This window comes from Nitrospira sp. Nam74 (genome assembly GCF_965152615.1).
On record NZ_OZ224220.1, the window covers coordinates 2,936,621 to 2,958,519 of the forward strand.

The window sequence follows — 21,899 nt, forward strand, 5'->3', positions numbered from 1 at the left end:
CTTAGCCTTCACCCGGTTTCCGGGCCGAGCAACTCGCCATTACAATCGACACAGCACCAGTCGCCGTCAATAAATGCCATGGGATCACCGCAGATCCCGCACTCCGGCGGCGGGCCTTTGTCTATGATCGGGAGTTCAGGCAGCTCAAACTCTTCATCCTCTGATGACATACAGTTCCTTTAGGCGGACTGCGGCTTCATCTTAAGCTGCAGCGCCTTTTCGGCACTCTGCCGCGGCGGGACCCCAATAAAGGTCAACTTGCCATCGATAATTGTCGCCGGCACCGCGCGCACTGAATGCCGATTCGCCAATTCCTGCCCATCGGTCGAATTGATATCAATTTCGCGATAGTTGAAGCTGTACTTGACCCGCAGCTCTTTCCACAGGCTCTTTGCCGAGGGACAGGCGCCACAGGTCGGCGAAACTAGGAGTGTAATATTCGGCATTGCTCTTCTCCGTTCGTAAGGAAGAGATCTTAACACCCCCAAGAAATCACGCGCAACCCTTGGAAAGCTCACTTCTTCTGCTGGCTTCCGTCGGGCCACGGCGTTGAAGCCGTGGAATCCACCACTGCTGATTGCGCAGGACCCGCTGAAAAGTCCTTCCTGAAGAGGGAACTGAAAGGCCTGAACGTCTTACTGGAACTGGAAGAGGCGGACGGTTGACAAGTCCCTCCCTACGGAAACATGGCCTGAAAGGCTCGAGCCTCAAAAATGCTTTCCATTACAGTAATGGCCATTCATTGGCTTCGGCACTCAATGAAATATAGTGACGAGCATCATGTCAGGTGGATTGACTGACATAACGCGAGCAGTTAGGGTATCCCTATGGTAATGATGTCTCACTTTGCCCTCCTCACCGCTTTCGGACAGGATCGGCCTGGCATTGTCGCGGCCCTAACCGATGGGCTGTACCGCCTGGGGTGCAATATTGAAGACACCTGCATGACGCGACTGCGCGGCGAGTTTACCATGATGATCATGGTGCGATTGCCGGATACACTCGCGGCCGATGCACTCCCGGCACGGCTCGCGCCTTCTATCTCAACCCTGAATCTCACACTCCTGTGTAAAGCGCTGCCTGATCGTGCCGGTGAGCGCCTTTCAGAAGAGGATGTTCCAGTGTTCATGCTGTCCGTGTATGGCGCCGATCATCCGGGCATTGTGGCGAAGGTCGCACGCGTCGTCGCGGATCATGGCGGCAATATCACCGACGTCAACACACGCGTCGTTGGATCGACGGAGCGACCCGTCTATATCATGGTCCTTGAAATCCAACTCATACCGCGATTCTCTCCCGATCCTTTGCAGCACGCGCTCGAACAGCTCAAGCCTTCACTGGGAGTCGATCTGACCTTTCGTGCGTTAGAACGGGTTCGTTTGTAGTGGCTGTTCGACCCATCCTCTTATACCCTGATCACAGGCTCAAGGGCATTGCGCAACCCGTGTCTCAGGCTGACCCATCTATCACCGGTATCGTTCAAGACATGCTTGATACGCTGGATGCATCACCCGGCGTGGCGCTCGCTGCTCCGCAAATCGGCCATCTGCTCCAAATCATTGTGGTGGACGTGTCACGCAAGAAAGGGGAAACAGGCCACGGCCTGGTCATCCTGCTCAACCCCCGAGTTCTTGAGCAAGAACAGCCGCGCGTCATTCGCGAAGGGTGCCTAAGCGTGCCTGACTATACGGGAAATGTACTCCGGTATGAGCGGACGGTGGTGGAAGGCATCACACCGGAAGGACGAGTGCTGGCATTAGAAGCATCGGGATTGGAAGCGTTGGCGTTCCAACACGAGCTCGATCATTTGCAGGGCATGCTCTTTCTCGACCGAATTCACTCGCTCAGCACCGACCTGTTTCGAAGAAGAAAAGGAAAGTCGTCGTAATGGCACTCGGCCCTCAAAGTCAAAGACAACCCTAGTTTTCCTCAGCTTTATTTAATACCCTTAACAACATATTGCCTTGGGGCAGGCGGCTCAATTTAATCGTATGTGTATGATGGAGTTCCAGCGCGTCCTGCGGGCGTAATTCAGCCTGCCCGCCCAATCGAAGCAGAAGCGCTGCGGCCGTATTGTGCATGATGATGACTTGCTCGTCATTGTCGAGACCCTCGAGAATCTCCTTCAACATCGGCACGGACATCACCATATCCGGCGAGTCTTTCGCCTCTTCCACCAGCACTCTCAATTTGTGTTTGGCCTCTTCGAGGTTCATGCCGCCTCCGAATGGGTTAGCTCAGGACTAGGAGCCCCCGGAAGTATACCAGAGTCGGTATACGATTGAACCTGTTCCATTCTCCTTCACGTCGACGTGCCTTGGGGCTTATGCCGATTCCGAGGAGCATCGGGCGCCCGGCATTGAGCATACGGGCACACGTACCCATGCTTTTATCGTACACGCCTGGCTGACGATGCATACAAGGGGAGATCGCCTTACAATGTTCTATTCAAGTCATGCGTGGACTGTTCTCGTGTACGTATATACCTTTTATATCGGAACGGAACATTCTGTACAGGGGACAGATTGTGTTCACGTAATTGTTCTTAATTTACTCTCCTGGGCATTCGATGGACACGCTGTCAGCAGCCAGACAGTCTCATCCCACTCAGTAATATCCCGAGCTACTACAGAAGAGGACTTCCTACTCAATTGATTTGATTGTGATTCGGTTCACTGTCGCTCCCCTCAACGTCTGGCGTACAACTTGCTCTATCCAGTTTGAACAGAGGAGGGCCTCAGCATGAAAAAGATTACCCTCATGGCGCTATCTGTAACTGTGATGCTTTTCGTAACCGGCAGAGCCGTTGCACAGGTGCAACCGAATGACATGGTCGACGCCAGGTACGAGGCGTGCGCCGCGATCCCACCAGAGACAGGAGAAGAGGCAGACGTAGAGTCCGCAGATTATGGGGTAGGCCTTCTCTTTCGTGAGTACGATCTGGACCGAGATGGGCGACCTGAATTCATGACCGCCACACAGTTTGACGCGCCGACGACGGGGACCCTACAGAAGAAGCCACTGTTTTACTGGATCGACCTGAATGCAGACGCAGCCTATGACCAGGTGTGGATTGACCAGGAAGGAGAAGGACGGTGTGAGGATATCGTGCTTTATCAGGGTCCTGTACAAGGACGCGCCTTGCTGCCTCTGTACACCGAACTTGCGCCCCGCTAAGAGCGTTTACCGAAACAGGATCGGAGGAGAACACGGCTTCCAATACTGCAAGGCCTGTCGAATGCGGAAAAAGGAACTCGCCGGACGAGACATGAGGCCAATTGCATATCACACTGCATGCCACCATTCGTTCGCGGTATCGCGGCACCCCGTGTGCTGTCACGTATCTGGCCAAGCCACCTCGCCCCTTTTACCCGCCTGCAACTTTATTTAATGCGCTCACGGCACCATTTCACCGCCTGCCTCACCTCTTCCAGGTTTGCGAAGTCAAGCGCGCGTTGAAAGGTGGCCGCGACATATTGATCATTCATTTCCGTGTTTTCTTCAAACCCGGCCGCAACTAAGGTCTTGCGATATTTGGTGACAGCCGGCTGCAAATAGTACTTGGCCTGTTTCGCCAATTCATCTGTCCCCAAATCTTCCGGCGTCCCGGTGGATAACAGACTTTGGATATCATCCATATCCATTCCCGTCTGGCAGACCAGCCGGCCATCCGGCGTCACTTCCAGCATCCACGCCTCATCGCCTAATGACAAGGCGAGCGAACCACCTGGTTCCAGCTCGTAAAATGCCGGCTCGCTCTGCATCAACTTGGTTCGCGTCTCTTCCCAGGGAATAGGCATGGCTTCACTCATGGAACGAATTCCCATTCATAATCTGATCCGCCTCCCCGGCAAGCCGGGTGCGCAAGGCATGCAGCCGCTGAGTATTTTCTGCCAGCTTCGGCAATTGATATTTATGATCCACGCGGACCACGCGTTCCAAGAGTGTGGCCGCTTCTTCGAGCTGCCCCGCCTTCTCATAACACTCCGCCATGAGATACCAGGCGCCACCGATCCGCAATTCATCGTGCATCCGCTCGGCCACCGCCAAACTCGTCCGGCAACACGCCAACGCTTCCTCCCCTCGCTCTTGCAGAAGATATGTGCGGGCCATCATGCGCCATCCATCGGCCATCCCACCATGATTGCCGGTTCGCCGCATCAAGATGAGCGACTGTTCGTAGTACCGCATCGCGTCTTCGAATTGACGCGTCTCGCGGGCGACTAATCCCAAATCGGACAAGAGAATCGCTTTACCGGCCTCGTCCACGGTTCGCGTCATCAGATCCAGTGCCTCAAGATAATAAGCCTTGGCCCGATCCCACTCACCGGCATCGGCACGAAGATTGCCGAGATTCGCCAGTGTCGTGCCAATCCCACGCTCATCGCCGAGAATTTTTTGCAGTTCAAGCACTTCCTGATAATAGGCATGTGCCTGCTCCCGCCGTCCGCTGACGGCGCAGATGTTTCCTAAATTCCCCAGGGTGGCCACCAACGCGCGCCGGTCTCCGCTCAGGCGATCGCACTCCAACGCTTGCGCATAACACACATAGGCCTGTGTGTAATCCCCGCGCGAGAAACGCTCGTTCCCTTGGCGATTGAGTTCAGCGGACGGCGAATGCATGATGGTTCAGGTAGTGAGGGCTGTTTCGACGATGGGCTTAGCGCCGGACAAAATGGAGGCGCCATCCCCGACGAGCAGGCTCTCGAAGTTATATTTGAGGAGACGACGCAGGCCTTCACGAGCCTTCGCAGGGTCGGTATATTTTTCTGGCGGCAGCATGGATACGGAACCCGGCTGTTTCCCGATCAAGGCATCTCCGACGATCATGATGCCTTTGCCTTGCTGGATAAAGAGGGCGCATTCCCCTGGCGATTTCTGATCTTGAAGATGGACCGCCCAAATGCCGCCCGGCAACAATTCACCGTCTTTATACGTCTTGTCGGGCTTCACAGCCATCTGCGGGGCATCGATCTCAGGGAGCCAAAGCTGACAGGCAAAGTCAGCCTTGTATGCGACGGCTTCCCGAAGATGATCCCGGTTTGTAATGAGAATATAGTCGACTCGTCCGCCTTTTCTGATCTGGAGCACATCTTCCGTTTTCATTGGCGGCGGATCGACCAGAATACGATGTTCGCCCACGGTGAGAAACAGCCCGTTGAAATCGAGTTTCTTTTCGTCGGAAAACCAGGACCACTGCCATACACCTGCAAGAATTTGCTTCATCGTATGATCCTAGAGCGCACCGACTGCATCCTTCACGATCTTCGTGACCTTGGTCACAATGCTGTGCTCGTTCGGCAGATCGATGATGTCATCCTCCGGCACTGTAATAAACTTGCGGTTGGGACCCTTCGTCAGCGAGATGAGGAACATACTGTTGGAAGGTGTGACGGGAATCACGACCTGCACGGCGTCGTCCACACTTTTCACGAGGTCGAGAAACGCCTGCTTGCCAGCTTCAATCTCATCCATCCTGACCTGCCCTTCTTGCACGATGATGCATTTAGGATGCTCAAAATAGTTATCCAACGAGGGCGCGGGCGACGCAAATACCGCAGACGTACCCTCTGAGGTACGTTGAGGATGCGTCGAGAATTATAGTCCGCTGCTGCCCTTCGGCTCACTCGCTAACAGTTTCTCGACTTCGGCCAGAATCACATCGGCGCCGGCCAAGTCCATGTTTCCCACGCGCTGCCATTGGATCACGCCGTTCGGATCGATGATGTAGACATTTGGGATGAATCGTCCACCGCCATACAGCTTGTCAGTCGTTTGACCTGGATCGATGAGATAAGGATAGCTGATCTTCACGGGGAATTGAGACAAGAACTCGGACACCGCCTTTTTGGAATCGCCCGACGAGTTGACGCCAATGACCGCGACATTCTTACCGCGTGTCGCCTCATATACCTTTTGAAGGTTGGTTCCTTGCATCATGCAGGGTTCACAAATGTGAAAGAGCCCGAGCACGATGACTTTTCCCTTGGCACTATCCAGCGAGACTGTCTCGCCGTTCAACGACGTCAAGGTAAACGAAGGCGCCTTTTCTCCAACTTTAAAAAAGCTCTTGGCGGAGACGGCCGTGACAACAGCCAATGCGACAAACACAATTACACTGCTCATCAGGAGTCGTTTCATAGTCCCCTCCTCATTAAAAGAGACAGTTTGTATCCTAGCACGTGCATTTTTTGATGAGCAATGACTTACTTTCAAGCCGCCAGCGTTGAGCAGTCAGCTATCAGTCGTGATCGCATCCGGCACTGGCAATGAACGCTCATGGCTGAGCGCTGACGGCTGATCGCTACGGCTAGAAGAGTCCCAACTGGAGCTCTTCTGCTCGTGTAAACGGAATCGGATATTGCTCGGTGAAGCAGGCGTTGCAGTACTGTTCACTCTTTCCCGGCGAGGCATTCAACATGCCTTCGAGGCTCAGATAGGCGAGGCTGTCGGCAGTAATGTACTTTTTAATTTCCTGCAGATTGTGGCTCGAGGCAATTAATTCGCGCTTGGTCGGCGTATCGATGCCATAGAAGCACGGCGAGACAATCGGCGGAGAACTGATTCGCATATGGACTTCCTTCGCGCCGGCTTGCCGGAGCATCTTGACGATCTTCCGGCTTGTCGTCCCGCGCACGAGTGAATCATCTACCACGACTACTCGCTTGCCCTTTAACACATCGGGCACGGCATTCAATTTTACTTTCACCCCAAAGTGACGAATCGATTGCTCCGGCTCGATGAACGTGCGCCCCACGTAATGATTTCGTATCAGGCCCGTCTCGAATGGAATGCCGGACCCTTCGGAGAAACCAAGCGCGGCCGGCACGCCGGAGTCGGGAACGGGTATGACAATATCCGCTTTCACAGGCGATTCCTTGGCCAATTGTCGTCCTAATGCTTTACGTGTGGCATACACGGTATGGCCGCCAAAAATCTTGCTGTCGGGCCGTGAGAAATAGACATACTCAAAGACGCACATCGCCGGCTTGGCCTCGACAAACGGTTTGTGCGAGGTCACACCCTTGCCATCCAGGATGATTAACTCACCAGGCTCGACATCCCGAACGTATTCGGCCCCGATCAAATCGAACGCACAGGTCTCCGATGCCACCAGCCAACTGTCACGCAACTTTCCTAAGCACAACGGCCGCAAACCGTACGGGTCTCGCGCGGCGATCACACCGGTATCCGTCATCAAGACTACTGAGAACGCGCCCCGCACCTGACTGAGCGCATCGACAATTCTCGGCAGCAGCGCATCGGCTCGGGAATGCGCAATTAAATGGATGATGACCTCGCTGTCCGTGGTCGATTGAAAAATCGCGCCATAGGCTTCCAGTTCATGGCGCAACATCGTCGCATTGATTAGATTGCCGTTATGCGCAAGCGCAAGATTTCCAAAAGCGAAATTGACCGTCAGCGGTTGTACGTTCTTAAGATTATTCCCACCGGCCGTGGAGTAACGATTATGGCCGATTGCCATGGACCCCGGCAGGCGCTTGAGCACCGACTTGGTATAGATATCCGCTACGAGCCCCAATCCCTTTTCAGGGTAGAAATGTTCGCCATCGGACGAGACGATTCCCGATCCTTCCTGACCACGATGCTGCAGGGCGTAAAGACCGAGATAGGTCAGATTGGCGGCTTCCTTGTGGCCATAGATGCCAAAGACGGCGCACTCGTCATGAAATTTATCGGGCGTAATCAATTGCATGGATGTATAGATGTGGAATGGTGAACGGGTAACGCAGTCAACTCTCCGCCTCAAGCGTTCGCCTCAAGCTATTCGCCCATCGATCGTACAGGATATCAAGATCCGCATTGATGGTGCATCCCGCTGTCCGTCCGTCTCCCTCGACTTCAAGCAGGAAACGGTTGCCTCCCACGGTTCCGATCTTCATCGCCGGCACACCGAGGGATTCCGCTGTCTGCAACACCCGATCAACGTGAGTTGGACGAACAGACAGGACGACTCGCGACTGACTTTCGCCGAACAGCAAGGCATCCCGCCGAAGATGATTCAGTTCTAATTTTAACACAGCCCCGAGTGGTTTCTCAGGATGAGACAACGAAGATTCTGCAAGTGCCACGGCCAGGCCGCCATCCGAACAATCATGGGCCGATTCAATAAGGCCGTCACGGATCACCTTGAGTACACAGGCATGAAGCGCCTTTTCCACCTCAAGATCCAGATAGGGCGGCGAGCCTTGTTCCCGGTGATGGATGACACGCAGATATTCCGTTCCACCGAGATCTTCTCTCGTCGTCCCAAGCAAAATGACAACGTCACCCGCCTGCTTGAACCACTGCGTCGTCACGCGATCGGCCGGTTCGATCAACCCGACCATGCCGAGAATCGGCGTGGGATAGATCGAGAGGCCGTTCGTTTCATTGTAGAAACTGACATTTCCGCTCACGACCGGAATCTGGAAGGCTTCGCAGGCATCTTTGATCCCCTCGATCGAAAGGATGAACTGCCACATGACATCCGGCCGCTCCGGGTTGCCGAAATTCAGGCAGTCCGTCACCCCGATCGGCTCTGCACCCGAACACACGATATTCCGCGCCGCTTCGGCCACCGCAATGTTTCCCCCAGCATACGGATTGAGAACGCAATACCGGCCATTCCCATCCGTCGTCATGGCCAACGCCTTATTGGTGCCCTTCACGCGAATGACCGCCGCATCCGATCCCGGCCGCACGAGTGTATTCGTGCGGACCATATGATCGTATTGTTCGTAGACCCATCGTTTGTTCGCGATCGTCGGCGATTCCAACAGCGACAGCAACACGCCGGTGGGATCCTTCACATCCGGCAGCACATCGAGATTGAGGGCCTGCAAATATTCTTGATATGCCGGCGGGGCGTTCGGGCGCTCGTACTTTGGGCCGTCATCCGCCAGCGCCTTGGCCGGAATTTCCGCGACGACCTTCCCGTGATCGCGCACACGCAGCATTCCATCGTTCGTGACGCGGCCAACCACGGCCACATCGAGATCCCACTTTTTGCAAATGCGGATGACCTCGTCTTCCTTCCCCTGGTTAGCGACCATCAACATGCGCTCTTGCGATTCAGAGAGCATCAAGTCATATGCCGTCATGCCGGGCTCCCGGCGCGGAACATGAGTGAGATCGAGATCGATGCCGTTATCGGCGCGTGACGCCATTTCACATGACGAACTGGTCAACCCCGCTGCGCCCATATCCTGAATCCCTACGAGCAAATCGCCCGACATCAATTCCAGGCAGGCTTCTAACAAGAGCTTCTCAGTAAAAGGGTCACCGACTTGCACCGTCGGCCGCTTGCACTCCGAGGCCTCGTCGAACGAATCGGACGCCATCGTCGCCCCATGAATCCCATCGCGCCCCGTCTTCGAGCCCACGTAGATTACCGGGTTGCCGAGTCCGGCCGCCTTGCCCTTAAAAATCTTGTCCTGCTTCGCGATCCCCAGACAAAATACGTTCACGAGCGGATTATGGCTATAGATATCGTTGAAGACGACTTCGCCGCCAATCGTCGGCACGCCCATACAATTGCCATAACCACTGATCCCCGCGACGACTCCCTTCACCAAATGCCGGTTGAGCGGCTGATCCAGCTGGCCGAAACGCAATGAGTCCAACAACGCGACGGGCCGGGCCCCCATCGTAAAGATGTCACGCAGAATGCCGCCCACGCCCGTCGCGGCACCTTGATACGGCTCAATGAACGACGGATGATTGTGCGACTCCATCTTGAACACTGCGCACAGTCCATCGCCGATATCCACGGCCCCCGCATTCTCCCCAGGCCCCTGCACCACCCTCGGTCCGGTAGTCGGCAACTTTCGCAAATGCACGCGCGACGATTTATAGGAGCAATGCTCCGACCACATGACCGAGAACATCCCCAACTCAGTCAAATTCGGCTCGCGTCCGAGAATCTCGATGATTTTCTTGTATTCGTCGTCGGAGAGGTTATGTTGAGTGATGACATCTTTGGTAATCATCTGATTATCACTATGCCACACCGTCGCGTGAACATCACAACCATTTTCTTCGTCCCAGTATTTAACATGGCTCCTTTGGCTCAATATCCGCTAATGAGGGTCACCCAGCACCCACCATCTTGATCTGGTGCTTCGCCTTCTTGAGAGCATCGAACATGGACATAAAGATGAGCCGTCCTGCGTCATTGCCGAGCATATCCTCAACGCAACGCTCAGGATGCGGCATCATGCCCAGGACATTGCCTTTGACGTTGATAATACCGGCAATGTTCTCGAGCGAGCCGTTCGGATTGGCGTCTGGTGTCACTTCGCCGTCCGGCGTGCAGTAGCGAAAGACGACTTGTGCGGTTGCCTTCAATTGAGAAAGGGTTACATCGTCGGTGTAGTAGTTGCCGTCGGCGTGGGCAATGGGGATCTTCAGGACTTGACCAGACTCACAGCGTCCCGTGAAAGCCGTCGCCGCATTCTCGACTCTCACATGAACATCCTTACAGATGAAAGACAGCGAACGATTGCGAAGCATCGCGCCAGGCAGCAACCCGCTCTCCAGCAAAATCTGAAACCCGTTGCAGATCCCAAGCACCATTCCACCAGTCGACGCGAATTCCTTCAACGCTCCTATCACCGGCGAAAACCGCGCAATCGCACCAGTCCGTAAATAGTCGCCATAAGAAAAGCCGCCTGGGAGAATGACGGCATCCAATCCCTTCAGCGACGTCTCCTTATGCCATACCATCTGCACCGTCTGACCCAACACATCGGCCAACACGTGCTGGCAGTCGTGATCGCAATTCGAACCTGGAAATGTGACGACTCCGATGTTCATCCCTTTAGCCTTTACTCATTCTCTCTCTTGTTACAAAATTACAGAACGGAGCAGCCGAGGTTGGTTCAACTGCGCGCATCGAGCGAGCACGTTCTGATTGTGCGCGCTCTGCGAGCACGAAGCCGACCTCGACTGCTCCGTTCCACCTCTTCACTGCAGTTCGTACCGATACTCTTCAATAATCGTATTGGCGAGCAACTTCTCGCACATGGCCTTCACCTGCGCCTCGGCCTTGTCCTTCGCCGATTCCCGCAGTTCCAGCTCCATGTACTTCCCAACCCGGACATTGCTCGCTGAATCAAATCCCAATGTCTCTAATGCATGCTCAATCGCTTTTCCCTGCGGATCGAGAATGCCCGGCTTCAACGTCACATGAATTTTCGCCTTCACGCCTTCCTCCAAATCGCAACTTTCCCCATTGTTAGGGAAGGCGACATGAATGCTCTTCACTGCGCGCATCGAGCGAGCACATTCTGATCGTGCGCGTTCTGCGAGCACAGGGAGCATCCATGTCGCCTTCCCTCCTTCACAATTCACTTCCATCTTTCGATGCCCGTGCCGCGCTCACCAATTTCTTCCTCGCCCAATTAATCACGACCACAATGACAACGCCCGTGGCCGACAACCCCAAGAACGTCCACCGCCAAAACGGATCCGGCGTATTGATCGCCATCAACGCGACCGCCCCAGCCCAAACGAGGATTGCCCACAGCAGGCCGTGTTCCATGAACTTCAGGATCAGGCGCCTCACCTTTTCCTCTCTTCCCTTTCACCTCTCTCTAGGGCTTGGACGACATTATAAAGGAAGGGAGAGTGACCTGGATCGTCTCCACTGCGCACAATATTTCACCCGCCACCGCAGGCGCGCCAAGAGGCGCCCCTCCCCGTGCGAGCACGTTCCGATTGTGTGCGTTCTGGAGTACAGGGGAGATTCAGGTTACCCTCCCTCACCACATACTCTTCGCAACACTTCCTGATACGCCTCTTCGATCTTTCCCAAGTCCTTCCTAAACCGATCCTTGTCCATCGACTCCTTCGTCCCCGCGTCCCAAAATCGACACGTATCCGGCGAAATCTCATCAGCGAGAATGAGCTTGCCGTTGTGCAAGCCGAACTCCAACTTGAAGTCAACCAGAATCATTTTGCGCTCTTTGAAAAATGGCTGGAGCACCGCATTAATCTTCCGCGCTTGCTGCTTGATCTCATCAACGATTCTCGGCTCCGCCAGCTTCATGAGCCGCACATGTTCCTCGCTGATCAACGGATCGCCCAGCGCATCATTCTTATAGTAGAACTCGACAACCGGCGGATCGATCGACTCCCCTTCTTTCAGCCCCAATCGCTTCGCCAGGCTCCCCGCCACAATATTCCGCACCACCACTTCGATCGGTACAATCGTCACGCGCTTGGCCAGCATTTCCCGATCGCTGAGCCGTTGGATGAAATGCGTCGCCACGCCGGCCGCTTCCAGCATACGGAACAACCGCTCCGATACCTTATTATTGACGATCCCCTTCTCGACAATCGTTCCTCGTTTCTGCGCGTTGAATGCCGTGGCGTCATCTTTAAAATATTGAATAACCCGATCGGGGTTGTCCGTGGCGAAGACTTTCTTCGCCTTGCCTTCATACAGCATCGTGCCGTGAGTCATGAGTGAATCCGTGTGAGTGCCTGCCATCTAGTATCCCAACGCCATTCAACATGCTGTCCTTGTAGGTGAACACCACCAAGCCATCGATCAAGTCCCCTCAGACTCACCCAGTCGGCTTCTCCCCTCAGCGCGCGGCGACCTTGCTCAGTTATGTAAATGAACCGCGTGGACGGCTCAGTCGGTTTGTTCACCCAGGGACCGACATCTTCAATCTTCAGCAGCGCGTCTTTTCCACTGGCCATCTGTTCCAGATACGGCCACAACATGGAATCTCCGAGCCATGCGCTTTCTTCTCGTCGCTGGATTTCTTGGAAGAGCTGTTTCGGCTCCGTGATGCCCGATGCGATGGCATCCAGCGCATTCTGTTCCGTTTGGTTCAGGCCATTGTGCACAAAAGGAAATTCTTGCAGATGGCGAACGAGCGCCTGTCGGAGAAACGGCAGCGCCGACGTGTCTCCTAAAATGAGCTCCTCGATTTGCCGAGGATCGGTCGAACAGAATGCTTGCCATGCTCGACGGGATAAGTCGATCTGTCTGACAGTCACCGGCTCTCGGGTTGGATAGAGCTGTGCGAGCTGTTCTCGATTCATATATCCCAGGTGCTGGTTTGGGCAAATGAGAGAGAAACGGCGCTGTCCCAAATCCTGTTTTGCAAACCAATCCAGAAGGTAAATCAGCACGACCTGATCAAACATGTCGTGTTCGAACCAGAGCACAATTTCATCATGCTGACGAAATCGCTGAAGATTCTCATCCTGCTTTCGAAGGAACTCCACAGCCTCATCGTAGGGCATGCCATAAAAATCCCTTGCGTGCTGAGCCCGGACACGTCGCCATTCATATTCCTGAAGCCCGGCGGGAGTCGGTCCCTGACACAGCGCATCAGCCCAGCGAATCATCTCACCCGGCAAGCCGGCCTCTTTCAGCTTGGCAAGAATATCGTCACCGCACCGAATATGAAGAATGGATTCTGGCATCTGCTTAATCAACCCGTTTCCTGATACGCGCACGATCTGTCTTTCTACCTTTTGTATCTCTACCGAATACCCGCCGATAGATCTTATCCAAATGCCGAAGATAATGCTTGGGATCGAAACACGACTCGATCTGCTCGGCCGTCAGGTATTTCGTGATCAACGGGTCTTTGCGCACCAACTCCTCAAATCCCGTTCCACCCTTCCAAGCTTCCATCGCATTGCGCTGGACGGCTTCATACGCGTCCTTGCGTTGGGCGCCCCCTTCGACCAGTTCAAGCAATAAGCGCTGCGAATAGACTAGCCCGCCGGTCAGATCGAGATTGCGCTGCATGCGGGATGGATAAACAAGTAAGTTCCGGATGAGATCGGTGAATCGCGCGAGCATATAGTCGACGAGGATCGTGCTGTCCGGCATCACCACCCGCTCGACTGAGGAGTGACTGATGTCCCTCTCATGCCAGAGGGCGACGTTTTCCATTCCTGCCACACTGTTCGCGCGCACCACTCTTGCTAAGCCGCATAGGTTTTCCGAAGCAATGGGATTGCGCTTGTGCGGCATGGCCGAGGAACCCTTTTGTCCTTCGGAGAAATATTCTTCGGCCTCGAGCACCTCCGTCCGCTGTAGATGACGAATTTCCACGGCAAACTTTTCAATGCTCGCCGCAAGCAAAGCTAATGCGGAAAGATAGGCAGCGTGGCGATCCCGCTGCACGATCTGGCTCGATACTGGGTCCGGCTTTAGACCCAGCTTGGCGCAGACGTACTCTTCGACCTCCGGCCCCAGATGGGCAAAGGTTCCCATCGCCCCCGACAGCTTGCCGACGGCAATGTCTTCGCGCACGGCACGCAACCGCTCGCGGTGGCGTCGTACTTCCTCATACCAGATCGTCAACTTAAATCCGAATGAAACCGGCTCCCCGTGGATGCCATGCGAACGCCCCACCATGACCGTCTCTCGATGTTCCAATGCCCTGGCTTTCAGCACCGTCAGCAGTTCCTCGACATCCGCCAGAATAAGATCCATGGCTTCGGTCATCTGCACCGCTAACGACGTGTCGACGATGTCCGAGGATGTCAGGCCTTTGTGGAGAAACCGTACTTCAGGACCCACGGGCTTGGCCAATGATTCGAGAAACGCAATGACATCGTGCTTGACGAGCTGTTCAATCTCCGCAATGCGGTTCACATCAATGCGGGCTTTTTTTCTCGCACGCGCAGCCACGCCAGGCGGCACGTCCCCACTGCGTTCCAATGCCTCACAGGCAAGGAGCTCCACGTCCAACCAGATCTCATACTTATGCTTGAGATCCCAGATCGCTTTCATGCGCGGACGCGTATATCGCTCGATCATGCTGTCCTCATACCGCTAATGGCGCGCATGGCGCTTGGGCTCTGTTGCGCCATTGCTCAGGTCCCCTCTTTTTTCAACTAAGCGCGCGTCGGTCCCAATAATATTGTCCAGAACGCCGTTGACAAATTTTTTTGTCTCATCGTCGGCAAATTGCTTGGCGAGCTCAATGGCTTCATTGACCGTGACTTTGGCCGGCACTTCGGGCATCCATAAGAGTTCATAGAGTGCGGCACGAAGAATATTGCGATCGACCACCGGCATGCGACTCACCGTCCAATTTGTAGCATGGGCGCCGATCAAACGGTCCAATTCCTCGTGATGGGCCATGGCACCATTTACGAGCCGTCCAGCAAACTCTCGCACTTCATCGGTGGGAGGATTCCGTTCCCAAAAATCATCCAACCAGTGCTCCGTATTACCGTGAATATCCCATTGAAAGAGAATTTGGAGCGCCCGCTCCCGTGATTGCCGCCGGCTCCCCATCTTATTGCCTCGTTCGTGTTTTTTTCTTTGGTGTTGTGAAATGGACGGAATGGTTCCGTTCCTGGCTGGCCCGGATCGCGCGTAGTAAGGTCACCATCTCAATGGCCGTTCGAGCCGCTTCAGCTCCTCGATTGTACTTCGAAGGGTCCGCCCGTTCGATGGCCTGCGCAACAGTATTAGTCGTGAGCACACCGAAGACGACCGGCAGATCGCACTCTAGTGCGAGCTGGGCGATACCCCGACTGGCTTCCGCGCTGATGTAGTCGAAATGTGGCGTCTCGCCGCGGATCACCGCGCCGAGGCAAAGAACCGCATCGAAACGACCCGTACGCGCTAACGCCCGGGCGGCCAACGGAATTTCAAAGGCGCCGGGCACGCGCACAACCTCGATCGCCTCATCGACCGCCCCTGCCTTCTTTAATGTCTCAACCGCTGCCGCCAGCAATCGGCTGGTCACGAGGTTATTAAATTTACTGACCACGATGCCGAATCGGAGCCCAGTCGCATCGTGCGTGCCTTTACGAAATTTCATGAATCGTCAGAAGGTCACACGTCTGAATGTCATGAGGTCTATCGAATGTCGTCGGAGAGTCCTAGAGTCAGAACATCATACGGTCGTAGCTTTCCCACTGTACGACTTTGGACATTCTACCTTTTTTGTGACGTTCAGACTTTTTTCAGGATGTGCCCGAGTTTGTGTTTTTTCGTGCGTAAGTAGCGTTCGTTCGCCGCTCGTGGTGGAATTTCGATCGGCACACGTTCGACCACCTTCAAACCATAGCCTTCGATACCGACGATTTTGCGAGGATTGTTGGTGATGAGCCGGATCTGGTGCAATCCGAGGTTCACCAGAATCTGTGCGCCCGTGCCGTAATCGCGTAGATCCGCTTTGAATCCTAATTGCAAGTTCGCTTCGACGGTATCGCTGCCCTCATCCTGCAACCTGTACGCCCTAATTTTATTAAGCAGCCCAATTCCACGACCCTCTTGATTTAAGTAGAGCAGGACGCCCCGGCCTTCTTTTTGAATCAGCTCCATTGCACTGTACAATTGATCGCGGCAGTCGCATCGTAACGATCCGAACACATCCGCGGTAAGGCAGCCGGAATGCACACGGACCAGCGTCGGACTGGGATCATCGACCTGCCCCTTCACGAGTGCGACATGCGTGCCGCCGTCCATCTCGTTTTCGAACGCCACCGCTTCGAATTCACCAAAAATGGTCGGCAATCGAGCGCTCGCCACACGTCTCACAAAGGTTTCCCGCCGCACACGGTACTCGATCAGCGATTTGATCGTGACCATCTTCAACCCATGGAGCTTGGCAAATTTCGCCAACTCCGGGACACGCGCCATGGTGCCGTCTTCGTTCATAATTTCGCAGATGACGCCGGCCGGATTCAGTCCCGCCAATCGCGCGAGATCGACGGATCCTTCGGTCTGGCCGGCACGCCTCAGCACGCCGCCCTTTTGCGCTTTCAATGGAAAAATGTGACCGGGACGCGCCAAATCGGCCGGCTTGGTCTTCGGATCGATGGCTACGTGAACGGTCGTCGCACGGTCGGCCGCGGAAATTCCCGTGGTGATATTGTGGCGGGCGTCGATCGAGACCGTAAATGCCGTGCCGAAGGTCGCAGTGTTTTCATGGGCCTGCGGAGGAAGCTGCAATTCTTCGACTCGCTCGGCCGTTAGCGCCAGGCAGATCAATCCGCGGGCATGCTTGGCCATAAAATTGACGGCCTGTGGCGTGACTTTCTCGGCTGCCATCACCAGGTCGCCTTCATTCTCTCGATCTTCGTCATCGACAAGGATGATGAAACGCCCTTTTTTGATGTCCCTGATCGCTTGCTCGATACTATCGAAATGCGAGGTTTTTGCCTTACGCGCCATTGGTCTCTTTCATCGTCGTGTGCAACCACTTAAATCTTTTCCCGTTTGAATGTCAATGATGAAGGGAGCGCTTCAGGGGCGTCGATGAGCGGTCACCGCATATGGACAGTGTCGTAGCCCACGCGAGCGCTGCAATCAGAGCAAAGACCCACAACCCGGCACGATAGCTGCCGGTCATATCCTTTAATACGCCGAGCCAAATAGGCACGAGAAATCCACCGAGACCGCCCGCGGCGCCCACGAGACCGGACGCCAGCCCGATTTGTTTTTGAAACCACGCCGAGACGATTTGAAATACCGCTCCATTGCCGAATCCCATGACGGCCACTGCGAGCATCATCAGAGATACCGCGATCCACACGGGCGGTAAATAGCCGATACCGATGGTCAGCAGCATGATCGTCGGAAAGACGAGCCGTAGTGTACCGACGCCGCCGGTTCGATCAGCCACATACCCGCCCAATGGACGAATTACGCTTCCGCCGAAACCACACAGGGCAGTCATCGATCCGGCCGTCACGAAATCCATCCCATATTCGTCATGAAAAAAAATCGGCAGGACACTGGACAGCCCCACAAATCCGCCGAACGTGATCGCGTAGGCAAAGCACAGCCAATACATCGATCGATGCTGCATCAGCTCTGCGGCCGCATGCCACCAGCGGGCGTTCATACTCCCACGACCGCGGCCATAGATACGGCCGGGATCGTCTTGAACCAGGGTCAGGAATAGGACCAAGGTCAGCAGCACCGGCACGGCCATAATTCCGAATACGTGTGGCCAGCCCATCGTGCCCCCCCATCGGGGCGCGAAAAACATAATCACGACGGTTCCAACATTTCCGGACGCCGCGAGGCCCAACGCCAGTCCTTGATGGACGATCGGATACGCGCGTCCGGCAATCGGGAGAGCCACCGCGAAGCTGGCGCCACCGACTCCTAAAAACAGTGCCACCACCATGAGCTCCGCATACGAGTGAATCCCGAGCCATCCCCATAGGACCGCGATCAATTCACAGATTAGGACAGCGATTCCGGTGCGTTTGGCTCCGAACCAGTCGCAGGACCATCCGGCAATCACGCGCAAGAATGCGCCGCTCAGGAGAGGAACCGCAACGGCCGTAGCTTTTTCAGTGGCGGTCAGACCGAACGTATCTCCAATGAGCACGCCCAAGGCTCCAATCAAGAGCCACACCATGAAGCTGATCGTCAGGTGGAGCCAAGCTCCGATCAACGTCGGCCAATGCCCGCTTTTCAGGGCGGTGAAAAACTCAATCATCCCCTTACCACGTGCCCACAACCTGATACCGGCAATCTGGAAGCCCGCCACTATAGTCTATGCTTCTTCGCGCAGGCAAATTGGAATTCGGCGTTTAACCACGTAAGCCGTTGGCGGTCGATCGATCTCAACAGACGCTCTTTGTTCTCCCGCCCGTTCCGTTTATAATCAGGAAATATTTTGAACCCCCGAATGGCCAAGTCATCTAAAAAACACGCATCCACTTATCCTGCTGCAGAGCCGGCCCCTGACATGGAAGAAGTGGAGGATCTCGATCTGACCGCAGAGCCTGCAGCCCAATCGGAGCAGGACTCTCAGTTGCTTCCCGCCTTGTCCGCTGGATCTGACGGTGCGGGACTGCCGGCGACGGTGGCCCCGGTCACCACCCTCCAGCAATATTTGGCGGAAGTGCGGCGCTACCCCTATCTTTCAAAGGAGGAGGAACTCCGGCTCTTCCATGAATACCAGACGCAGGGCAGCCGCGAGGCCGCAGTTCAACTCATTCTGGCCAACCTTCGGGTGTCGGTCGCCATTGCCTATGAGTATCTCCATACAGGCGCGGACCACATGGATTTGATTCAAGAAGGCAATGTGGGCTTGATGCAGGCCATTAAGAAATTCGATCCAACGAAAAACGTCCGCTTTCATGCCTATGCCGCCTGGTGGGCGCGCGCCTATATCTTGCGCTATCTGCTCAACACGTATCGCTTGGTCAAAGTCGGCACGACGCAGGATCAACGACGGCTCTTTTACAACCTGCGAAAAGAGAAGGCGAAATTGGAGCGCGAAGGTTTTGCGCCGGACACGAAGCTTCTCGCCGATCGCCTCAATGTCCGTGAACGCGACGTCATCGAAATGGACCAGCGACTCGGCAGCTGGGAACTTTCCCTGGATCGGCCGTTGAGCGAAGACTCCGAAGCGACCCTGCTCGACGTATTATCGTCCGAAGAGCAGCCCGTGGATGAACAATTAGGAGACTTTCAACTCCGCGAACTGTTCCGGGAAAAACTCGGCACCTTTATTAAGACACTGGGGGAACGGGAGGAAGACATTTTGCGTAACCGGATCCTCTCGGAAACACCGCTGACCCTAGAAGACCTCGGCCATAAATACGGCATTACCAAAGAACGAACGCGTCAATTAGAAGCGAGGATTATCAACCGGCTGCGGGACTACTTGAAAAAAGAAGTCAAAGACTTCGAGCACTTGCGTTATTAAAACGACTTTCGTACGAACAGCTCCGACTTCAGCATACTTTCTTACCAACAAAATACAGAACCCCCCTTGACTTGACTGTTATCAGCACTATCTAATGCCCCGTTACACCCGCCTGGGAAGTTCGTCGTGATCCCGGCATAAAAACGTTCCACACCCCAATTGGGGTTCATCTTTTAGGGAGGGGGCTATGGCTACAGAGGCGAAAGACAAGCAGAGCGTGGCAAAGGGGTTTCAACCACTGGGTGATCGCGTGTTTGTGACGTACACCGAGGAAATGGAGCGGACAGCGGGCGGAATCTACGTGCCTGAGTCTGCGAAGGAAAAACCCCAGCGCGGCAGCATCCAGGCGATCGGCAAGGATGTGAAGAATGTGAAAGTAGGGGATCAGATTTTGTTTGATAAGTACTCGGGCAGCAAGCTGAAAATCGATGATGAAGATTGCCTCATTCTCAAGGAAGAGGATATCCTTGGCGTCTTCACGAACGCCTAAATCACTGAACCATAATATATCGATCCCTCGATCAACGACTTTAACGGAGGAACCCAATGGCAAAGCAACTTCTGTACAGTGATCAGGCGCGGGCGGCAATCCTGAAAGGGGTCAATCAGCTCGCCGATGCCGTCAAGGCGACACTTGGGCCGAAGGGCCGGAACGCGATTCTCGATAAAAAATTCGGCGCACCGACCATTACAAAGGACGGCGTCACCGTGGCGAAGGAAATCGAGCTGAAGAACCCCTATGAGAATATGGGCGCCCAGCTCGTCCGTGAAGTCGCCAGCAAGACGAGCGATATCGCGGGTGACGGCACCACTACCGCGACGGTCCTTGCCCAAGCCATTTACCGTGAGGGTGCGAAGAACATCACGGCAGGCGGCAACCCAATGGACATCAAGCGGGGCATCGATAAGGCGGTTGAGGCGGTCGTGGCGGAGCTCAAGAAAATGAGCAAGCCTTGCCAGAACAAGAAAGAGATTTCCCAGATCGGGACCATTTCCGCCAACAACGATGCCACGATCGGCGAATTGATCGCCGAAGCAATGGAGAAGGTCGGCAAAGACGGTGTCATCACCGTTGAGGAAGCCAAGTCCATGACGACCTCATTGGATGTGGTCGAGGGCATGCAATTCGACCGCGGCTACATCTCCCCGTACTTCGTCACCAACGCGGAGCGGATGGAAGCGTCGATCGAAGAACCGTTCATCCTCATCAACGAAAAGAAAATCAGCAGCATGAAAGACCTCCTGCCCTTGCTCGAGCAAGTGGCTAAGATGGGCAAGCCCCTCGTCATCATCGCGGAAGACGTGGAAGGTGAAGCGTTGGCCACCCTCGTGGTCAACAAGCTGCGCGGCACGCTGAACGTGGCAGCCGTCAAGGCCCCCGGTTTCGGCGACCGCCGGAAGGCCATGCTCGAAGATATTGCGATTCTCACCGGCGGGCAAATGCTGTCGGAAGAACTCGGCCTGAAGCTCGAGAATGTAAAGCTCACCGATCTCGGCCGCGCCAAGCGGGTCACGATCGACAAGGACAACACGACCATCGTTGAAGGTTATGGCGATCCGAAGAAGATCGAGGGCCGCGTCAAGCAGATCAAGGCACAGATCGAGGAGACCACGTCCGATTACGATCGTGAGAAGCTGCAAGAGCGGCTGGCCAAGATCGTCGGCGGCGTCGCTGTCATCAATGTCGGTGCGGCGACCGAGACCGAAATGAAGGAAAAGAAGGCCCGCGTGGAAGACGCACTTCATGCCACGAAAGCCGCAGTCGAAGAAGGCATTGTGCCGGGCGGCGGTGTCGCCTACCTGCGTTCCTTGAAGGCACTGGATGCGCTGAAGCTCGAACCGGAGCAGCAAGTCGGCGTGAATATTGTGCGCCGCGCTCTTGAAGAGCCGATTCGCCAGATTGCCGAGAATGCCGGCGTCGAAGGCTCAGTCGTTGTGGATAAGGTTCGCAAGGAGAGCAAGTCCTCCTTCGGTTTCAACGCAGCGACAGAAGAGTATGTGGATATGATCGAAGCCGGTATCATCGATCCAACCAAGGTGTCGCGTAGCGCGCTGCAGAACGCATCCAGCGTCGCGGGGTTGATGTTGACCACCGAGGTGATGATCACCGAACTGCCGGAAGAGAAGAAGGAACCAGCCATGCCTCCGGGCGGTGGCCACATGCACGACATGTACTAACGAGTAGCTGAGAAGCTGTCAGCTTTCAGCAGTCAGTAAAACGGCCGGGTGGCG

The 21,899-nt window shown here is 55.0% G+C and carries 26 protein-coding genes; 6 read left to right on the forward strand and 20 right to left on the reverse strand.

What is annotated here, in order from left to right:
• Positions 1-8: 8 nt before the first annotated feature.
• Positions 9-170: a hypothetical protein gene (locus ACWHYZ_RS13660; RefSeq protein WP_447983239.1), complete on the reverse strand. Its 162-nt coding sequence runs from the start codon at positions 168-170 to the stop codon at positions 9-11.
• Positions 171-179: 9 nt separating this feature from the next.
• Positions 180-446: a glutaredoxin family protein gene (locus tag ACWHYZ_RS13665; RefSeq protein ID WP_447983240.1), complete on the reverse strand. Its 267-nt coding sequence runs from the start codon at positions 444-446 to the stop codon at positions 180-182.
• 381 nt (positions 447-827) lie between these two features.
• Here ACWHYZ_RS13665 and ACWHYZ_RS13670 point away from each other — a divergent pair, with 381 nt between their 5' ends.
• Positions 828-1,385: a glycine cleavage system protein R gene (locus ACWHYZ_RS13670; protein ID WP_447983241.1), complete on the forward strand. Its 558-nt coding sequence runs from the start codon at positions 828-830 to the stop codon at positions 1,383-1,385.
• Positions 1,385-1,888, forward strand: a complete 504-nt coding sequence (def, locus tag ACWHYZ_RS13675) for a peptide deformylase (RefSeq protein ID WP_447983242.1) — start codon at positions 1,385-1,387, stop codon at positions 1,886-1,888. The genes ACWHYZ_RS13670 and def overlap by 1 nt, the downstream gene beginning before the upstream one ends.
• 31 nt (positions 1,889-1,919) lie before the next feature.
• On the opposite strand, the gene ACWHYZ_RS13680 is transcribed toward def, so the two are convergent.
• Positions 1,920-2,216, reverse strand: a complete 297-nt coding sequence (locus ACWHYZ_RS13680) for a hypothetical protein (RefSeq protein ID WP_447983243.1) — start codon at positions 2,214-2,216, stop codon at positions 1,920-1,922.
• A gap of 526 nt (positions 2,217-2,742) precedes the next feature.
• Between ACWHYZ_RS13680 and ACWHYZ_RS13685 the strand changes: the two genes are divergently transcribed.
• The gene (locus ACWHYZ_RS13685; RefSeq protein ID WP_447983244.1) at positions 2,743-3,177 is read left to right on the forward strand and encodes a hypothetical protein; all 435 of its coding nucleotides are present in this window, start codon (positions 2,743-2,745) and stop codon (positions 3,175-3,177) included.
• Between the two features lie 206 nt (positions 3,178-3,383).
• Here the strand turns inward: ACWHYZ_RS13685 and ACWHYZ_RS13690 are convergent, their stop codons facing one another.
• From ACWHYZ_RS13690 to ACWHYZ_RS13770, 17 genes are all read right to left on the reverse strand, one after another.
• Positions 3,384-3,800 (reverse strand): hypothetical protein, encoded by a 417-nt coding sequence (locus ACWHYZ_RS13690; protein WP_447983245.1) that lies wholly within the window; start codon positions 3,798-3,800, stop codon positions 3,384-3,386.
• 4 nt (positions 3,801-3,804) lie between these two features.
• The gene (locus ACWHYZ_RS13695) at positions 3,805-4,623 is read right to left on the reverse strand and encodes a tetratricopeptide repeat protein (RefSeq protein WP_447983246.1); all 819 of its coding nucleotides are present in this window, start codon (positions 4,621-4,623) and stop codon (positions 3,805-3,807) included.
• A 6-nt stretch (positions 4,624-4,629) separates the two neighbouring features.
• Complete coding sequence (locus tag ACWHYZ_RS13700) at positions 4,630-5,226, reverse strand: hypothetical protein (protein ID WP_447983247.1); 597 nt, start codon at positions 5,224-5,226, stop codon at positions 4,630-4,632.
• A gap of 9 nt (positions 5,227-5,235) precedes the next feature.
• Complete coding sequence (locus ACWHYZ_RS13705) at positions 5,236-5,475, reverse strand: hypothetical protein (RefSeq protein WP_447983248.1); 240 nt, start codon at positions 5,473-5,475, stop codon at positions 5,236-5,238.
• Between the two features lie 123 nt (positions 5,476-5,598).
• On the reverse strand, positions 5,599-6,141 hold the full coding sequence (locus ACWHYZ_RS13710) for a peroxiredoxin family protein (RefSeq protein WP_447983249.1): 543 nt from the start codon (positions 6,139-6,141) through the stop codon (positions 5,599-5,601).
• 169 nt (positions 6,142-6,310) lie between these two features.
• A complete protein-coding gene (purF, locus tag ACWHYZ_RS13715) occupies positions 6,311-7,717 on the reverse strand; it encodes an amidophosphoribosyltransferase (RefSeq protein ID WP_447983250.1) in 1,407 nt (468 codons plus the stop codon).
• A 37-nt stretch (positions 7,718-7,754) separates the two neighbouring features.
• Positions 7,755-9,992, reverse strand: coding sequence for a phosphoribosylformylglycinamidine synthase subunit PurL (purL, locus tag ACWHYZ_RS13720; protein WP_447983251.1), 2,238 nt, complete (start codon positions 9,990-9,992; stop codon positions 7,755-7,757).
• 100 nt (positions 9,993-10,092) lie between these two features.
• Positions 10,093-10,818: a phosphoribosylformylglycinamidine synthase subunit PurQ gene (purQ, locus tag ACWHYZ_RS13725; protein ID WP_447983252.1), complete on the reverse strand. Its 726-nt coding sequence runs from the start codon at positions 10,816-10,818 to the stop codon at positions 10,093-10,095.
• A 150-nt stretch (positions 10,819-10,968) separates the two neighbouring features.
• Positions 10,969-11,208, reverse strand: a complete 240-nt coding sequence (gene purS / locus ACWHYZ_RS13730; protein WP_447983253.1) for a phosphoribosylformylglycinamidine synthase subunit PurS — start codon at positions 11,206-11,208, stop codon at positions 10,969-10,971.
• Between the two features lie 136 nt (positions 11,209-11,344).
• Entirely contained in the window at positions 11,345-11,569 is a 225-nt protein-coding gene (locus ACWHYZ_RS13735) for a hypothetical protein (protein WP_447983254.1), read from the reverse strand.
• A 186-nt stretch (positions 11,570-11,755) separates the two neighbouring features.
• Positions 11,756-12,469: a phosphoribosylaminoimidazolesuccinocarboxamide synthase gene (purC, locus tag ACWHYZ_RS13740; protein WP_447983255.1), complete on the reverse strand. Its 714-nt coding sequence runs from the start codon at positions 12,467-12,469 to the stop codon at positions 11,756-11,758.
• Positions 12,466-13,446, reverse strand: a complete 981-nt coding sequence (locus ACWHYZ_RS13745) for a DUF1835 domain-containing protein (RefSeq protein ID WP_447983256.1) — start codon at positions 13,444-13,446, stop codon at positions 12,466-12,468. The genes purC and ACWHYZ_RS13745 overlap by 4 nt, the downstream gene beginning before the upstream one ends.
• Before the next feature lie 4 nt (positions 13,447-13,450).
• The gene (gene purB / locus ACWHYZ_RS13750; protein WP_447983257.1) at positions 13,451-14,797 is read right to left on the reverse strand and encodes an adenylosuccinate lyase; all 1,347 of its coding nucleotides are present in this window, start codon (positions 14,795-14,797) and stop codon (positions 13,451-13,453) included.
• Positions 14,798-14,812: 15 nt separating this feature from the next.
• A complete protein-coding gene (nusB, locus tag ACWHYZ_RS13755; protein WP_447983258.1) occupies positions 14,813-15,280 on the reverse strand; it encodes a transcription antitermination factor NusB in 468 nt (155 codons plus the stop codon).
• Position 15,281: 1 nt separating this feature from the next.
• On the reverse strand, positions 15,282-15,812 hold the full coding sequence (gene ribH, locus ACWHYZ_RS13760; RefSeq protein WP_447983259.1) for a 6,7-dimethyl-8-ribityllumazine synthase: 531 nt from the start codon (positions 15,810-15,812) through the stop codon (positions 15,282-15,284).
• A gap of 134 nt (positions 15,813-15,946) precedes the next feature.
• Positions 15,947-17,170: a bifunctional 3,4-dihydroxy-2-butanone-4-phosphate synthase/GTP cyclohydrolase II gene (locus ACWHYZ_RS13765; protein ID WP_447983260.1), complete on the reverse strand. Its 1,224-nt coding sequence runs from the start codon at positions 17,168-17,170 to the stop codon at positions 15,947-15,949.
• 52 nt (positions 17,171-17,222) lie between these two features.
• Complete coding sequence (locus tag ACWHYZ_RS13770) at positions 17,223-18,449, reverse strand: MFS transporter (protein WP_447983261.1); 1,227 nt, start codon at positions 18,447-18,449, stop codon at positions 17,223-17,225.
• Positions 18,450-18,701: 252 nt separating this feature from the next.
• Here ACWHYZ_RS13770 and ACWHYZ_RS13775 point away from each other — a divergent pair, with 252 nt between their 5' ends.
• From ACWHYZ_RS13775 to groL, 3 genes are all read left to right on the forward strand, one after another.
• Positions 18,702-19,667, forward strand: coding sequence for a sigma-70 family RNA polymerase sigma factor (locus tag ACWHYZ_RS13775; protein ID WP_447983262.1), 966 nt, complete (start codon positions 18,702-18,704; stop codon positions 19,665-19,667).
• A gap of 187 nt (positions 19,668-19,854) precedes the next feature.
• Complete coding sequence (locus ACWHYZ_RS13780) at positions 19,855-20,157, forward strand: GroES family chaperonin (protein ID WP_447983263.1); 303 nt, start codon at positions 19,855-19,857, stop codon at positions 20,155-20,157.
• Between the two features lie 56 nt (positions 20,158-20,213).
• Positions 20,214-21,845 carry a chaperonin GroEL gene (groL, locus tag ACWHYZ_RS13785; protein WP_447983264.1) on the forward strand — a complete coding sequence of 544 codons (1,632 nt, stop codon included), beginning with the start codon at positions 20,214-20,216 and terminating at the stop codon, positions 21,843-21,845.
• Positions 21,846-21,899: the final 54 nt, after the last annotated feature.

What these genes read in the sequence shown, in the direction of transcription:
- ACWHYZ_RS13660 (WP_447983239.1), bottom strand. Translation starts at nt 170, where the DNA reads ATGTCATCAGAGGATGAAGAGTTTGAGCTGCCTGAACTCCCGATCATA.
- ACWHYZ_RS13695 (WP_447983246.1), bottom strand. Translation starts at nt 4,623, where the DNA reads ATGCATTCGCCGTCCGCTGAACTCAATCGCCAAGGGAACGAGCGTTTC.
- ACWHYZ_RS13745 (WP_447983256.1), bottom strand. Translation starts at nt 13,446, where the DNA reads ATGCCAGAATCCATTCTTCATATTCGGTGCGGTGACGATATTCTTGCC.
- purC (WP_447983255.1), bottom strand. Translation starts at nt 12,469, where the DNA reads ATGACTCACGGCACGATGCTGTATGAAGGCAAGGCGAAGAAAGTCTTC.
- ACWHYZ_RS13670 (WP_447983241.1), top strand. Translation starts at nt 828, where the DNA reads ATGGTAATGATGTCTCACTTTGCCCTCCTCACCGCTTTCGGACAGGAT.
- ACWHYZ_RS13770 (WP_447983261.1), bottom strand. Translation starts at nt 18,449, where the DNA reads ATGATTGAGTTTTTCACCGCCCTGAAAAGCGGGCATTGGCCGACGTTG.
- ACWHYZ_RS13700 (WP_447983247.1), bottom strand. Translation starts at nt 5,226, where the DNA reads ATGAAGCAAATTCTTGCAGGTGTATGGCAGTGGTCCTGGTTTTCCGAC.
- groL (WP_447983264.1), top strand. Translation starts at nt 20,214, where the DNA reads ATGGCAAAGCAACTTCTGTACAGTGATCAGGCGCGGGCGGCAATCCTG.
- purF (WP_447983250.1), bottom strand. Translation starts at nt 7,717, where the DNA reads ATGCAATTGATTACGCCCGATAAATTTCATGACGAGTGCGCCGTCTTT.
- purQ (WP_447983252.1), bottom strand. Translation starts at nt 10,818, where the DNA reads ATGAACATCGGAGTCGTCACATTTCCAGGTTCGAATTGCGATCACGAC.
- ACWHYZ_RS13775 (WP_447983262.1), top strand. Translation starts at nt 18,702, where the DNA reads ATGGAAGAAGTGGAGGATCTCGATCTGACCGCAGAGCCTGCAGCCCAA.
- ACWHYZ_RS13665 (WP_447983240.1), bottom strand. Translation starts at nt 446, where the DNA reads ATGCCGAATATTACACTCCTAGTTTCGCCGACCTGTGGCGCCTGTCCC.
- ACWHYZ_RS13765 (WP_447983260.1), bottom strand. Translation starts at nt 17,170, where the DNA reads ATGGCGCGTAAGGCAAAAACCTCGCATTTCGATAGTATCGAGCAAGCG.
- ACWHYZ_RS13685 (WP_447983244.1), top strand. Translation starts at nt 2,743, where the DNA reads ATGAAAAAGATTACCCTCATGGCGCTATCTGTAACTGTGATGCTTTTC.
- purL (WP_447983251.1), bottom strand. Translation starts at nt 9,992, where the DNA reads ATGATTACCAAAGATGTCATCACTCAACATAACCTCTCCGACGACGAA.
- ACWHYZ_RS13780 (WP_447983263.1), top strand. Translation starts at nt 19,855, where the DNA reads ATGGCTACAGAGGCGAAAGACAAGCAGAGCGTGGCAAAGGGGTTTCAA.
- nusB (WP_447983258.1), bottom strand. Translation starts at nt 15,280, where the DNA reads ATGGGGAGCCGGCGGCAATCACGGGAGCGGGCGCTCCAAATTCTCTTT.
- ACWHYZ_RS13680 (WP_447983243.1), bottom strand. Translation starts at nt 2,216, where the DNA reads ATGAACCTCGAAGAGGCCAAACACAAATTGAGAGTGCTGGTGGAAGAG.
- ACWHYZ_RS13690 (WP_447983245.1), bottom strand. Translation starts at nt 3,800, where the DNA reads ATGCCTATTCCCTGGGAAGAGACGCGAACCAAGTTGATGCAGAGCGAG.
- ACWHYZ_RS13710 (WP_447983249.1), bottom strand. Translation starts at nt 6,141, where the DNA reads ATGAAACGACTCCTGATGAGCAGTGTAATTGTGTTTGTCGCATTGGCT.
- ACWHYZ_RS13705 (WP_447983248.1), bottom strand. Translation starts at nt 5,475, where the DNA reads ATGGATGAGATTGAAGCTGGCAAGCAGGCGTTTCTCGACCTCGTGAAA.
- ribH (WP_447983259.1), bottom strand. Translation starts at nt 15,812, where the DNA reads ATGAAATTTCGTAAAGGCACGCACGATGCGACTGGGCTCCGATTCGGC.
- purB (WP_447983257.1), bottom strand. Translation starts at nt 14,797, where the DNA reads ATGATCGAGCGATATACGCGTCCGCGCATGAAAGCGATCTGGGATCTC.